The 13,240-nt window shown below is 71.3% G+C and carries 13 protein-coding genes; 9 read left to right on the forward strand and 4 right to left on the reverse strand.

From position 1 onward, the window contains the following. Positions 1–29: 29 nt before the first annotated feature. Entirely contained in the window at positions 30–737 is a 708-nt protein-coding gene (locus AB0M92_RS05865) for a DUF4190 domain-containing protein (protein ID WP_366100867.1), read from the reverse strand. A 108-nt stretch (positions 738–845) separates the two neighbouring features. Between AB0M92_RS05865 and AB0M92_RS05870 the strand changes: the two genes are divergently transcribed. From AB0M92_RS05870 to AB0M92_RS05890, 5 genes are all read left to right on the forward strand, one after another. Next, entirely contained in the window at positions 846–1,871 is a 1,026-nt protein-coding gene (locus AB0M92_RS05870; protein ID WP_366100868.1) for an adenosine deaminase, read from the forward strand. Between the two features lie 29 nt (positions 1,872–1,900). Then, positions 1,901–2,599, forward strand: coding sequence for a glycerophosphodiester phosphodiesterase (locus AB0M92_RS05875; protein WP_366100869.1), 699 nt, complete (start codon positions 1,901–1,903; stop codon positions 2,597–2,599). Continuing rightward, positions 2,596–3,783, forward strand: a complete 1,188-nt coding sequence (locus tag AB0M92_RS05880) for a histidine kinase (RefSeq protein ID WP_366100870.1) — start codon at positions 2,596–2,598, stop codon at positions 3,781–3,783. The genes AB0M92_RS05875 and AB0M92_RS05880 overlap by 4 nt, the downstream gene beginning before the upstream one ends. Continuing rightward, on the forward strand, positions 3,780–4,493 hold the full coding sequence (locus tag AB0M92_RS05885; RefSeq protein ID WP_366100871.1) for a response regulator transcription factor: 714 nt from the start codon (positions 3,780–3,782) through the stop codon (positions 4,491–4,493). Before AB0M92_RS05880 ends, AB0M92_RS05885 begins: the two co-directional genes overlap by 4 nt. Before the next feature lie 146 nt (positions 4,494–4,639). Beyond that, positions 4,640–5,863 (forward strand): serine hydrolase domain-containing protein, encoded by a 1,224-nt coding sequence (locus AB0M92_RS05890; protein WP_366100872.1) that lies wholly within the window; start codon positions 4,640–4,642, stop codon positions 5,861–5,863. Here the strand turns inward: AB0M92_RS05890 and AB0M92_RS05895 are convergent. From AB0M92_RS05895 to AB0M92_RS05905, 3 genes are all read right to left on the reverse strand, one after another. Then, a complete protein-coding gene (locus tag AB0M92_RS05895; protein WP_366100873.1) occupies positions 5,779–6,330 on the reverse strand; it encodes a hypothetical protein in 552 nt (183 codons plus the stop codon). The two genes, AB0M92_RS05890 and AB0M92_RS05895, sit on opposite strands and share 85 nt — an antisense overlap. A gap of 100 nt (positions 6,331–6,430) precedes the next feature. Then, positions 6,431–7,609, reverse strand: a complete 1,179-nt coding sequence (locus AB0M92_RS05900; protein WP_366100874.1) for a spermidine/putrescine ABC transporter substrate-binding protein — start codon at positions 7,607–7,609, stop codon at positions 6,431–6,433. A 104-nt stretch (positions 7,610–7,713) separates the two neighbouring features. Continuing rightward, positions 7,714–9,153: a gamma-aminobutyraldehyde dehydrogenase gene (locus AB0M92_RS05905; RefSeq protein ID WP_366100875.1), complete on the reverse strand. Its 1,440-nt coding sequence runs from the start codon at positions 9,151–9,153 to the stop codon at positions 7,714–7,716. Between the two features lie 169 nt (positions 9,154–9,322). Here AB0M92_RS05905 and AB0M92_RS05910 point away from each other — a divergent pair, with 169 nt between their 5' ends. The 4 genes from AB0M92_RS05910 to AB0M92_RS05925 all read left to right on the forward strand — a co-directional run bounded on the left by AB0M92_RS05910 (position 9,323) and on the right by AB0M92_RS05925 (position 13,224). After that, positions 9,323–9,826: an Lrp/AsnC family transcriptional regulator gene (locus AB0M92_RS05910; protein ID WP_030298396.1), complete on the forward strand. Its 504-nt coding sequence runs from the start codon at positions 9,323–9,325 to the stop codon at positions 9,824–9,826. A gap of 3 nt (positions 9,827–9,829) precedes the next feature. Next, the gene (locus AB0M92_RS05915; protein ID WP_048475903.1) at positions 9,830–11,191 is read left to right on the forward strand and encodes an aspartate aminotransferase family protein; all 1,362 of its coding nucleotides are present in this window, start codon (positions 9,830–9,832) and stop codon (positions 11,189–11,191) included. Between the two features lie 174 nt (positions 11,192–11,365). Then, a complete protein-coding gene (locus AB0M92_RS05920) occupies positions 11,366–12,169 on the forward strand; it encodes an ATP-binding cassette domain-containing protein (RefSeq protein ID WP_366100876.1) in 804 nt (267 codons plus the stop codon). Beyond that, positions 12,151–13,224 carry a hypothetical protein gene (locus AB0M92_RS05925; protein ID WP_366100877.1) on the forward strand — a complete coding sequence of 358 codons (1,074 nt, stop codon included), beginning with the start codon at positions 12,151–12,153 and terminating at the stop codon, positions 13,222–13,224. Before AB0M92_RS05920 ends, AB0M92_RS05925 begins: the two co-directional genes overlap by 19 nt. The last annotated feature ends 16 nt before the right edge of the window (positions 13,225–13,240 follow it).

Consider the following 13,240-nt stretch of genomic DNA (forward strand, 5'->3'; position numbering starts at 1 on the left):
CCGTGCCCGCCGATGCCGATCCCGCCCGGTCAGACGCGCTCGCGCACGTGCGTGTGCGAGGACGAGCCGCCGCCGTAGTCGTAGTCGTAGTCGGAACCGGAGCCGCTCCCCCTGCCCCCGAGCAGGACGCCTGCGATGACGAGCCCGATCATCAGGAGGCTGATCACGATGCCGATCGCGCCCAGGATGATGCCGGCCAGTGCCATCGGGCCGTTGTCGGCCTCGCCGCGCTGGGCCTTCTTGCGGCCCAGGATGCCGAAGACGAGCGCCGGGACGGCGAAGAGCACGCCCAGGTAGCAGGTGACCACGCCGATGATGCCGAGGACCAGGGCGGTGATCCCGAAGCCGTTGCTCTTCGCCGGGTAGCCGGGGTAGCCCGGGTACCCGGGGTACCCGGGATAGCCCTGCTGGCCCGGGTGGCCGGGGTAGCCGTAGGCCGGCTGCGCGGGCGGCGGTCCGGGGTACGCGTAGCCCCCCGGGTCCGGCTGCGCCGGGTATCCGTACGCGGGCGGCACCGCCGTGCCCGGCGCGGGAGTGGGAGCCGGAGCGGGGATCGGCGCCGGCCCGGGTATCTGCGCCGGCGGGGTGTCGCCCCCCGGCATCCCCGCGATCGTCGGCTGGTCGTGCACGGACGGCGGCCCGGACACCCCCGGCGTGGCCTGCGGTTTTCCGAGCTCCACCGCCGGCCGCTCCGGCGGCGCCCACGGGTCCTGCGGCTCGGGGCTCTGATCGGTCATGCGGCGCCCCCCTCTCGTACGCCCATGCTAAGTGCTGTCACCGACAGTCCCGGAGCTGCCTACGATGAAGCCCGATCTGTCCGTGCCCGTCCTCCCGGAGGCTCCCTCATGCCCGACCTGAACCCCTTCATCGCGGGGCTGCCCAAGGCGGAACTCCACGTCCACCACGTCGGCTCCGCCTCCCCGCGCATCGTGGCCGAACTCGCCTCCCGCCACCCCGACTCCAAGGTCCCCACGGACCCGGAGGCGCTCGCCGACTACTTCACGTTCACCGACTTCGCGCACTTCATCGAGGTCTACCTGTCCGTCGTGGACCTGGTCCGCACCCCCGACGACGTGCGCACCCTCACGTACGAGGTCGCCCGCGACATGGCCCGGCAGAACATCCGCTACGCCGAGCTGACCATCACCCCGTACTCCTCCACCCGACGCGGCATCGACGAGAAGGCCTTCATGGAGGCCATCGAGGACGCCCGCAAGGCCGCCGAGACCGAGCTCGGCGTCATCCTGCGCTGGTGCTTCGACATTCCCGGCGAGGCCGGCCTGGAGGCCGCCGCCGAGACCGCGCGCCTGGCCGTCGACCTGCGTCCGGAGGGCCTGGTCTCCTTCGGCCTCGGCGGCCCCGAAATCGGCGTGCCGCGCCCGCAGTTCAAGCCGTACTTCGACGCCGCCCGCGCGGCCGGCCTGCACAGCGTGCCGCACGCGGGCGAGACCACGGGTCCCGAGACCATCTGGGACTCCATCCGCGAGCTGGGCGCCGAGCGCATCGGCCACGGCACCAGCGCCACCCGGGACCCGGAACTCCTCGCCTACCTCGCCGAGCACCGGATCGCGCTGGAGGTCTGCCCGACCTCCAACATCGCCACGCGCGCCGTGACCGACCTGGACCGCCACCCCGTCAGGGAAATGGTGCGGGCGGGCGTGCTCGTCACCATCAACAGCGACGACCCGCCGATGTTCGGCTCCGACCTCAACAACGAGTACGCGGTCGCCGCGCGCCTCCTGGACCTCGACGAGCGCGGGCTCGCGCAGCTGGCGAAGAACGCCGTCGAGGCCTCCTTCCTGGACGAGGCCGGCAAGGCGAAGCTCGGCGCGGAGATCGACACGTACACCTCCGCCTGGCTGGCGCGCTGACGCACCGCCGGAACGCCGACAATGGCGGCATGCGCACCCTGACGGCCGTAGGCCACCGCGGCGATCCCTACCGTGTCCGAGAGAACACCCTGCCCTCGATCCGCTCCGCCTTCGCACACGGAGCGGACGCGGTGGAGATCGACGTACGGCTGACCCGCGACGGGCGGCCCGTCCTGCTCCACGACGAGACGCTCCAGCGGCTGTGGGGCCATGACGTGCGGCTCGACGCCGTCACGGCCGCGCAGCTGAAGGAGCTGACGCGGGGCGGGATCCCGACGCTGCGCGAGGCCCTGATGGCGGCCGGCGCGGGCCGGGTGATGATCGACCTGCCCGGAGCCACGGCCGAGGCCGTGCGGACGGTCGTCGGCCAGGTCCGGGAGTGCGGGGCCCGCGACCGTACGTACTACTGCGCGGGCCCGGACACGATGCTGGCCGTGCGCGCCGCCGATCCGGGGGCCGAGATCGCGCTGACGTGGACCACGCTGTCGCCGCCGCGCCGGGTGCTGATCGACGCGGTGGCGCCGTCCTGGCTCAACTACCGCTTCGGGCTGGTGGACCGGGAGCTGACGGACGCCCTCCACCGGGACGGCCTGCTGGTCTCGGCCTGGACCGCGGACACGACGTGGGCGATGCGCAGGCTGATCGTGGCCGGGGTGGACTCCGTCACCACCAACCGGCTGGACGCACTGGCCCGCGTGCGGGCGGAACTCGGCGCACCCGGCCGGTGATACGGGCCTGGGGGGAGCGGATCCGGCGGGCGGATCCGCGGTGGCAGGACCTGGGGCTGACGCTGCTGGTCCAGGTGGCGACGACGATCCCGTTCGTCGTGCCGCGCGATCCGCTGGATTCGCCGGCCACCTGGCCCGCGTACCTGCTGACCACGCTCGGCAATGCGCCGCTGGTGTGGCGGCGGCGGGCTCCCGTGCGGGCGATCTTCGGGATGGTCGCGGCCGGCACGCTCTACGCGCTGGCGCTGGACGGCCCCGGCCAGCCGCTTCCGTACGCCCCGCTGATCGGCGTGTACACGATGGCACTGCTGTGTCCGGCCCGGGTGCGCATCACGATGGGCGTGGTCCTGACCGGTCTGATCCTCGCCTCCGTGGCGCTCAACACGGGGACGGCCAGGGAGCTGCTGTTCGCGCTGTTCGTGTTCGCGGCGGCGTTCGCGCTGGGGCGGCTTCAGTACACCCGTCAGGCGTACACGGAAGCCGTCGAGGCGCGGGCGGCGGAGCTGGAGCGGGCGAACCGGATCGAGGCGGAGCAGGCGGCGGCGCGTGAACGGGCCCGCATCGCACGGGAGATGCACGACATCCTCTCGCACGCGGTCAGCATCATGATCGTGCAGGCGGAGGCCGGTCCGGTGGCGGTGCGCAGGGCTCCGGAGCGGGCGGAGGCGGCCTTCGAGGCAATCGCCGAGACGGGGCGGGACGCGATGGCGCAGCTGCGGACGATGCTGGGCGTGCTGCGGACGGACGGGGCGGCGGCGCAGGAGGCTGCTCCGAGGTCGCCGCAGCCCGGGATCGAGGAGCTGGCGGGGCTGCTGGAGCGGGTCCGGGACAGCGGGCCGCAGGTGTCGTACGAGCGGACGGGGGCGGTGCGCCCGCTGCCGGCGGCGCTGGAGGCGACGGTGCACCGGGTGGTGCAGGAGGCGCTGACGAACGTGGTGAAGCACGCCGGGGCGTCGGTGGTGTCCGTGCGGCTGGAGTACGGGGAGCGGGCAATTGCGGTGAGGGTGACGGACGACGGCCGGGGTCCGGGACCCGCGGCCACCGGCGGCGGGCACGGGCTGATCGGGATCCGGGAGCGGGCCGCGGCCCACGGCGGTACGGCGGAGTACGGTCCGGGGCCCGGCGACGTGGGGTTCGCGCTGTGCGTCGTACTTGTAACCTCGCCGCTGGAGGTGGGGCGTTGACGATTCGTGTGGTGGTGGCTGACGACCAGGAGCTGGTGCGCAGCGGCTTCGCGATGATCCTGGATTCGCAGGAGGACGTCGAGGTCGTCGCGGAGGTCGGGGACGGCGCGGCGGCGGTCGCGGCGGTGCGGGAGCTGCGGCCGGACGTGGCGCTGCTCGACGTCCGGATGCCGGTGCTCGACGGGATCGAGGCCTGCCGGGCGATCTCGGCCGGGACCTCGTGCCGGTCGGTGATGCTGACGACCTTCGATGCGGACGAGTACGTGTACGAGTCGCTGCACGCGGGGGCGAGCGGGTTCCTGCTGAAGGACGTGCGGCGGGACGATCTGGTGCACGCGGTGAGGGTGGTGGCGGCGGGCGATTCGCTGCTGGCGCCTTCGGTGGCGCGGCGGCTGATCGAGGAGTACACGGCGGTGACGGCGCGGCCGGCGGCCGCGGGGGCCTTGTCGGCGGAGCGGCTGGAGGTGCTGACGGCGCGGGAGCGCGAGACGCTGGTGCATCTGGGGCGGGGGCTGTCGAACGCGGAGATCGCCGCCGCGCTCGTGGTGAGCGAGCACACCGTGAAGACGCACGTGGGGAACGTGCTGGGAAAGCTGGGGCTGCGGGACCGGATCCAGGCGGTGATCTGCGCGTACGAGACGGGCCTGATCGGGCTGGGGAGCGGGCCGGGGAGCGGGCCCGGCTCCGGGGTATCTCCCTCTGGGGAGTGAGACGGGGGCGGGTCGGTCCCTCGCACCGGTGACTTGTCGTACCGGTGAAGACCCCTCCCGGGGGTGATCCGCGGGAACCCCTCTGACCTGCAGCATTGAGTCATCGGGGCCGCTGGGGCCCGGATGACTTGCAGGGGGTTGCCGCCATGGACGTACGTAAGCGCACACTGATCGCCACCGCCCTGGTCCTCGGCGTCGCGGCCGGCCCGGCCGTCGCCCACGCGGCTGCGGCTGCGCCGCCCGGCGCGGTGGCCGTGCGGGTGCCGGCGGGAGCCGCGGAGTCGCCCCTCTACAGGACCCCGCCCGACGCGGCGGCCTTGCGGAAGGCGATCACCGGTGTCGGGCCGGACAACAAGGACGCGACGGCCGCGCTGGTCCGCGTCGGCGGTACGAGCGGCCGTTGGGCGGGCAGTTCCGGCGTGGCCGATGTCCGCACGGGGCGCGCGGCGTTCGACGAAGCCCGCTTCCGGGCGGGCTCGGTGACCAAGACCTTCACGGCGGCGATGGTCCTTCAGCTGGCCGCCGAGGCCAAGGTCGATCTGGACCGGCCGGTGCAGCAGTACCTGCCGGGGCTGCTGCCGTCCGGACCGGGGGGCTTCGAGCCCATCAGCGTGCGCCAGTTGCTGAACTACACGAGCGGCATCCCCGCGGCCGAGGGTCCGGGGGACTCGTTCGAGGCGCAGTACGCGCACCGGTTCGACGTGGTCGATCCGCACGCGCAGATCGCCGAAGCGGCGGCGAAGGGGCCCGAGTTCCGACCGGGCGAGCGGCAGCACTACCTCAACATCGACTACACGGTGCTGGGCGTGCTGATCGAGAAGCTGACGGGCACGAGGTACGAGCAGGCCCTGTCCGCCCGGATCCTGGGGCCGCTGGGGCTGCGCCACACTTCGGTTCCGTCGCGTACGGAGAGCCGGTTGGCGGGCCCGCACCACCACGGCTACCAGGCGGTGGCGAAGCCCGGCGGCGGGACCTCCCTGGTGGACGTGACGGAGTGGAACTCCTCGTCCAGCTGGGCCGCCGGGGACCTGATATCGACGACGGCGGACCTGGAGAAGTTCACCGAGGCGCTGTTCGCCGGCCGAGTGGTGCCGAAGGCGCAGCTGGAGGAGATGTTCACGGTGCCCGCGGTGGCGGACTTCGAGACCGGGAAGGCCGCCGAGCAGACCGCGGGGATGGCGCGGTTCGTCCTGCCGGACGGCACGGTGGTCTACGGCAAGACCGGCTCGCGGTTCGGCTACAGCACCGTGATCGGTGGGGCGCGCGATCTCTCGCGCACCCTCGTCTACTCGGTCAACTCCACCGACGCCAAGGGCCGGGACGTGAATTCGGTGGCTTCCGGGATCGTCGCGGCGGCCTTCGCCCGGTAGGCCTCGGCCGGCATCGCCTCCAGGCGCTTGATCATGCGGCGGAGGACCAGCAGGGGTATGACCCCGAAGACGCCGAATGCCATGTCGATCAGGCTCCACCCGAAGGGGATGCCCCGGATGGGGCCGCAGATCAGGGCGAGGGGGATCACGCCGGCGCAGGCGATCATGCCGGCTTCGACGATCCAGACGTTGCGGACGGGGTCGCGGTGGACCCCGTAGAAGAAGACCGCGATCACCAGGTGGGCGAAGGCGAGCCAGTCGGTGCCGTAGAGGAGGAAGGGGTGGTCGGCGTCGGCCTGGTCCAGCCCGTCACCCACCCGCCGGAGCCACTCGTGGGACACCAGGGAGTTGGCCCAGTGGAGTTCGCTGACCAGGGGGAAGGCGGTGAGGCCGCTGAGCACGAGGCAGACGATGAACAGGACCAACCAGGCACGGATCCGCCGCTGAAGGGCGCTTCTCTCGCTCATGGAAGGAAGCGTACGCCGATTTCTGAACGCGTTCAGCCAATTCTCTGAACATGTTCAGTTCCGTGACGGGATCGCGATCGTTCCCGACGGCGCCGTGCGCTCAGAGGCCGACGATGGCGTTCCAGCGCTGGGCGAGGGAGCGGCGCTCGGCCGAGGAGATGTCCCGGGCCACGACGAGCCGCTTGCGCATGTCCCCGTCGGGGAAGATCAGCGGATTCTCGGCGAGTTCGGCGGTCTCCTTGTCCTCGGAGGCGGCCAGGACCTCGCGGGCGGCCGGGACGGGGCAGACGTAGTTGACGGCGGCGGCGAGCTCGGCGGCCACCTCCGGCGCGTAGTAGTAGTCGACCAGGGCCTCGGCGTTGGCCTTGTGCCGGGCCAGGTTGGGGACGAGCAGGCTCTCCGCCCAGAGCTCGGCGCCCTCCTCCGGGACGACGAACTCGATGTCCGGGTTGTCGGCCTGGAGCTGGATGGCGTCGCCGGAGTACGCCTGGCAGGCCAGGACGTCGCCCTTGCTCAGATCGGAGGTGTAGTCGTTGCCGGTGAAGCGGCGGATGTGCTTCTTCTTCACCATGCTCTCCACCTGGTCGCACATCCGGTGGAAGTCGGACTCGGTCCACCGGGTGACGTCCACGCCGTTGCCCTGCATCAGCAGGGCGAAGGACTCGTCGAGGCCGGAGAAGAGGGTGACCTTGCCGGCCAGGTCCGGCTGCCACAGGTCGCCCACGGACTTGATCTCCCGGCCCAGCGCCTTGCGGTTGTAGGCGATGCCGGTGATGCCCGACTGCCACGGGACGGTGTGCAGGCGGCCCTCGTCGAAGGCGGGCGAGCGCAGCTGCGGGTCCAGGTGGGCGGCCACGTTGGGCTGGGCCGAGCGGTCCATCTTCTGGGCCCAGCCCAGGTGGACGAAGCGGGCGGCCATCCAGTCGCTGACGACCACCAGGTCGTGGCCGGTCTCCTGGTGGTTCATGAGCGCCGGGCTGACCTTGCCGAAGAACTCGTCGTTGTCGTTGATCTCCTCGGTGTACCGGACCTCGATGCCGGTCTTCTCCGAGAAGGCGTCCAGCGTGGGCCGGCGCTCCTCGTCCTCGTCGTCGGTGTCGATGTAGAGCGGCCAGTTCGAGAAGGCGACCCGCTTGTCCCCCTCGGAGCGGTCCGGCCCTGCCCGCCGGTCCTCGGGGACGAACGCGGCGGGCACACCGCAGCCGGTCAGGGCCGCGAACAGGCCGGCGGCACCGAGGCCGCGCAGCGCCGCGCGGCGGGAGAAGGCGAGTTCAGGCATGGGCAAAGCCTCGGGGAACGCGGGAGGGCGGGCAATAGACACACTGTCTACTGCCCGCCCCCTCAAGCCCCTTCGGTGATCGATGCGGTCTCCGGGGAGACCGATCAGCCGTCGAGCGAGGTCATCACGTGCTTGATGCGGGTGTAGTCCTCGAAGCCGTAGGCGGAGAGGTCCTTGCCGTAGCCGGACTTCTTGAAGCCGCCGTGGGGCATCTCGGCGACGAGCGGGATGTGGGTGTTGATCCACACGCAGCCGAAGTCGAGGTTCTTGGACATGCGCATCGCGCGGCCGTGGTCCTTGGTCCACACGGAGGAGGCGAGGGCGAACTCGACGCCGTTCGCGTACTCCAGGGCCTGGGCCTCGTCCGTGAAGGACTGGACGGTGATGACGGGACCGAAGACCTCGTTCTGGATGATCTCGTCGTCCTGCTTGAGGCCCGAGACCACGGTGGGGGCGTAGAAGTAGCCCTTGTCGCCGACCTGGTGGCCGCCGGCCTCGACCTTGGCGTGCGCCGGGAGGCGCTCGATGAAGCCCGCGACCTGCTTGAGCTGGTTCGGGTTGTTCAGCGGGCCGTAGAGCACGTCCTCGTCGTCCGGGGCGCCGGTCTTGGTGTCGGCGGCGGCCTTGGCGAGGGCGGTCACGAACTCGTCGTGGATGGACTCGTGCACGAGCACGCGGGTCGCGGCGGTGCAGTCCTGGCCGGCGTTGAAGTAGCCGGCGACCGCGATGTCCTCGACGGCCTTGGCGATGTCGGCGTCCTGGAAGACGACGACCGGGGCCTTGCCGCCCAGCTCCAGGTGGACGCGCTTGACGTCCTTCGAGGCGCTCTCGGCGACCTGCATGCCGGCGCGCACCGAGCCGGTGATGGAGGCCATCGCCGGGGTGGAGTGCTCGACCATGGCCTTGCCCGTCTCGCGGTCGCCGCACACGACGTTGAAGACGCCCTTGGGCAGGATCGAGTCGATGATCTCCGCCATCAGGACGGTGGAGGCCGGGGTGGTGTCCGAAGGCTTGAGCACCACGGTGTTGCCCGCGGCGATGGCCGGGGCGAACTTCCACACGGCCATCATCATCGGGTAGTTCCACGGCGCGACCTGGGCGCACACGCCGACCGGCTCACGGCGGATGATCGAGGTCATCCCGTCCATGTACTCGCCGGCCGAGCGGCCCTCCAGGAGGCGGGCCGCACCCGCGAAGAAGCGGATCTGGTCCACCATCGGCGGCAGCTCCTCGCTGGCCGTGAGGCCCAGCGGCTTGCCGGTGTTCTCCGACTCGGCGGCCACGAGCTCGTCCGCGCGCGCCTCGAAGGCGTCCGCGATCTTGAGCAGGGCCTTCTGGCGCTCCGACGGGGTCGTGTCGCGCCAGCCCGGGAAGGCGGCCGCGGCGGCGGCCATGGCGGCGTCGACATCGGCCTGGCCGGAGAGCGGGGCGGTGGCGTACACCTCGCCGATGGCGGGGTTGACCACCTCGGTGGTCCGCCCGTCGGCGGCGTCCTTGAACTCTCCGCCGATGTAGTTGCGCAGACGACGCAGTTCGGTGGTCACTCCAGCCACACTCCTGATCACATGTCCAACGATTGAGACGAATCCCAATCCTAGCCCCATGGCGGACGCTTTCGGCAGGGCCAGACGCCACCAACTACGAAATCAGTGAGATCCAAGACGTCAAACAACGGATTTCATCGATTCCGTCTTGCGGAACAGACGACTCCTCGTGCACAGTGAGGTCGTGGTCAGTCGAAGCGCAGATTCCAGGAACAGACAACCGTCCCCTTCGGTCGATGCTGTGTCCCTGGCGATCATCGAGCAACTGCAGGAGGACGGTCGCCGTCCCTACGCAGCGATCGGCAAGGCCGTCGGCCTGTCGGAAGCAGCCGTGCGCCAGCGCGTGCAGAAGCTGCTCGACCAGGGCGTCATGCAGATCGTCGCCGTCACCGACCCGCTCACCGTGGGCCTGCGACGCCAGGCCATGGTCGGCATCAACGTCGAGGGAGACCTCGACCCGGTGGCCGACGCACTGACCCAGATGGCCGAGTGCGAGTACGTGGTCATGACCGCGGGCTCGTTCGACCTGATGGTGGAGATCGTCTGCGAGGACGACGACCACCTGCTGGAGACGATCAACAAGAAGATCCGCGCGCTCCCCGGCGTGCGATCAACCGAAAGCTTCGTTTATCTGAAGCTGAAGAAGCAGACCTACATGTGGGGAACTCGATAGCCCGTGAGCCAGGACCTCTCCAAGACCGCGTACGACCACCTGTGGATGCACTTCACCCGCATGTCGTCGTACGAGAACTCCCCCGTCCCCACCATCGTGCGGGGTGAGGGCACCTACATCTTCGACGACAAGGGCAAGCGCTACCTGGACGGTCTCGCCGGACTGTTCGTGGTCAACGCCGGTCACGGCCGCAAGGAACTGGCCGAGGTCGCCTACAAGCAGGCGCAGGAACTCGCGTTCTTCCCCATCTGGTCGTATGCGCACCCCAAGGCCGTGGAGCTCGCCGAGCGCCTCGCCGACTACGCCCCGGGCGACCTCAACAAGGTCTTCTTCACCACCGGTGGCGGCGAGGCCGTCGAGACCGCGTGGAAGCTGGCGAAGCAGTACTTCAAGCTCCAGGGCAAGCACACCAAGTACAAGGTCATCTCGCGTGCGGTCGCCTACCACGGCACCCCGCAGGGCGCCCTGTCCATCACCGGCCTGCCGGCCCTGAAGGCCCCCTTCGAGCCGCTGGTCCCCGGCGCGCACAAGGTGCCGAACACCAACATCTACCGCGCCCCGATCTACGGCGACGACCCGGAGGCCTTCGGCCGCTGGTGCGCCGACCAGATCGAGCAGGAGATCCTGTTCGAGGGCGCCGACACCGTCGCCGCCGTCTTCCTGGAGCCGGTGCAGAACGCCGGCGGCTGCTTCCCGCCGCCGCCCGGGTACTTCCAGCGCGTCCGCGAGATCTGCGACGAGTACGACGTGCTGCTCGTCTCCGACGAGACGATCTGCGCCTTCGGCCGCCTCGGCACGATGTTCGCCTGTGACAAGTTCGGCTACGTGCCCGACATGATCACCTGCGCCAAGGGCATGACCTCGGGCTACTCCCCGATCGGTGCCTGCATCGTCTCGGACCGCATCGCCGAGCCGTTCTACAAGGGCGACAACACCTTCCTGCACGGCTACACCTTCGGCGGACACCCGGTGTCCTCCGCGGTGGCGCTCGCCAACCTCGACATCTTCGACAAGGAAGGCCTCAACCAGCACGTGCTGGACCACGAGGACGCCTTCTTCTCGACGCTGAAGAAGCTGCACGACCTGCCCATCGTCGGCGACGTCCGCGGCAACGGCTTCTTCTACGGCATCGAGCTCGTCAAGGACAAGGTCACCAAGGAGTCCTTCACGGACGAGGAGACGGAGCGCGTGCTCTACGGCTTCCTCTCCAAGGCGCTCTTCGAGAACGGCCTGTACTGCCGGGCCGACGACCGCGGGGACCCGGTCATCCAGCTGGCCCCGCCGCTGATCGCGGACCAGGGCACCTTCGACGAGATCGAGGGCATCCTGCGCTCGGTGCTCACCGAGGCGTGGACCAAGCTGTAAAGAGCGGTGCCGACGAGCAGTAAATAGTCCGAACCACACGGCCCGGATCCCCCGTTCGAGTGAGAACTCGGGGGTCCGGGCCGCGTGCTGTCACCATCCAAGACGTTCATCTCTTTACATCTCAGTGCGGCGCCAGTGACTTAAGCCGGTTCCGCTTCGTTCCCCCGGACGGAGGTGTACGCCATGGTGGCTCCACCGGACAACGCCCCACCGGACAATGACGTCCTCTGGGCACGGTCCGTTCACTACTCCCACAGCGGTTCGCCCGGACTCATCGGCGTCTCGGTGGGCGTCCGCCAGGGCGAGGTCCTGGCCCTGACCGGCCCGCGCGGCAGCGGGAAGACCACCCTGCTGCGCTGCCTGTCCGGACATCTGGTGCCCGAGCAGGGCGAGATCTGGTTCAACAGCGTGCCCGTCCACACCATGGGCGCCGTGGCCCGCGAACGGCTGCGCCGCGACCGGTTCGGCTGGATCGGCCCCGATCCCCTGCTCCTGCCCGAGCTCAAGGTCTGGGAGAACGCGGCCCTGCCGCTGCTGGTCTCCGGCGCCTCCCACCGCACGGCCAAGGCCGTCGCCTGCGAATGGCTGGACCGGCTCGACATCGGCGCCTTCGCCCGCAAGCGCCCCGGCGCGCTGACGCGCGCCGAGTCCCAGCGGGTCGCCCTGGCCCGCGCCCTGGTCAAGGAGCCCTCGGTGGTCTTCGCCGACGAGCCCACCGCCCCGCTGCACCGCGCCGAGCGCGCCCTGCTGCTCCGTACGCTCACCACCGCGGCCCGCTCGCACGGGATCACCGTGCTGCTGGCCACCCACGACGAGGAGAGCGCGGCCGTCGCCGACCGCAGCGTCGCACTGCTCGACGGGCGCCCCGCCGCGACGGCGGCCGCGGCCGCCGTGGGCGGTGCAGGCGACGTGGGCGGTGCCGGCGGTCCTTCCGACGAGACCCCGGAGGGCCAGGCCGCGTGCTCGCTCTCCGCCTAGCCCGCGGGTCCCGCCCGCTCGTCCAGCTGCGCCGGCTGCTGGTCGCCGCCGCCTGCGCCGGCACCGGATTCCTCCTGCTGTACGTGCTCGCGGAAGCCACCGACCGGCCCGCCGGATCGTTCCCTCGCCTGCTGTGGGCCCTGGTCCCGCTCGCCGTCACCGTGCAGTTCGCGGTCGCCGTCGCGCGGACCGACCCCGCGACCCGGCCCCGCGAGGGGATGGACGCCGTCGGGCTGGGCCCCGTACGGCTCACCCTCGTCGCGACGGTCTCCACCGCCATCGCGTGCACCCTGGGCAGCGCCCTGGCCCTGGCCGCCTTCCTGCACCTGCGGGGCGAGCTCACCGGCCTGCCCTTCGACGGAGCCGCGGCCGGACTGCTGCACGCCGACCGGCCGCTGCCCGTGGCGGCCGCCCTCACCCTGCTGGCCCTGATCCCGCTCAGCGCCTCCGCCGCCACCGCCCTCGCCCTGCGTCCGCACCCGCCGCTGGCCCCGCAGACCGCCCTGCCCTGGGGCATCGCCCTCACCGCCTGCGGACTGGCGGCCCTGGCGTACGCGGGCCGCGGCGGCGCCGGGATGCCGGCCGGCTGGGCCCTCACCGCCGTCGGCCTCTCCCTCGCCGGCCCCGGACTCGCCTACGCGTGCGGAGCGCTGGTCCAGGCGGTCCGCCCGGGTGCCATGCGGCTGCTGGCCGGGCGGACCCTCCAGGAGGAGGCGCCCCGGCTGGGCCGCCCCCTCGGAGTCCTGTGCACGATCGGCGCGGGCGCCCTCACCGTCGCGGCCCTGCGCGACCACGGCGGCCTCGGCGCCCCGCTGGGCCCGCTGACCGGACCTGCCTGCGCGCTGGTCGTCCTGTGCGCGGCCGCGACCCTGATCACCCGGGCCGTCGAGGTCCGCCAGGACCGCTCGGCCACCCGGACGGCACTGCGCGACATGGGCACTCCGGGCGGAGTCCTCCGTACCGCCGCGAGCCTGCGCGCGACCGCACTGGTGGCCGTGTGCGGACCGGTCGTGTGGGGTGTGGCACAGCTGACGTCGCTGGCATTGACCCGCTGACGAGGGCAGCCCATAG

The sequence above is a fragment of the Streptomyces sp. NPDC051582 genome (assembly GCF_040681715.1).
Lineage (GTDB): Bacteria > Actinomycetota > Actinomycetes > Streptomycetales > Streptomycetaceae > Streptomyces.

Coding starts and splice junctions, on each gene's coding strand:
- AB0M92_RS05890 (WP_366100872.1), top strand. CDS start 4,640: ATGGACGTACGTAAGCGCACACTGATCGCCACCGCCCTGGTCCTCGGC.
- AB0M92_RS05875 (WP_366100869.1), top strand. CDS start 1,901: ATGCGCACCCTGACGGCCGTAGGCCACCGCGGCGATCCCTACCGTGTC.
- AB0M92_RS05900 (WP_366100874.1), bottom strand. CDS start 7,609: ATGCCTGAACTCGCCTTCTCCCGCCGCGCGGCGCTGCGCGGCCTCGGT.
- AB0M92_RS05895 (WP_366100873.1), bottom strand. CDS start 6,330: ATGAGCGAGAGAAGCGCCCTTCAGCGGCGGATCCGTGCCTGGTTGGTC.
- AB0M92_RS05870 (WP_366100868.1), top strand. CDS start 846: ATGCCCGACCTGAACCCCTTCATCGCGGGGCTGCCCAAGGCGGAACTC.
- AB0M92_RS05865 (WP_366100867.1), bottom strand. CDS start 737: ATGACCGATCAGAGCCCCGAGCCGCAGGACCCGTGGGCGCCGCCGGAG.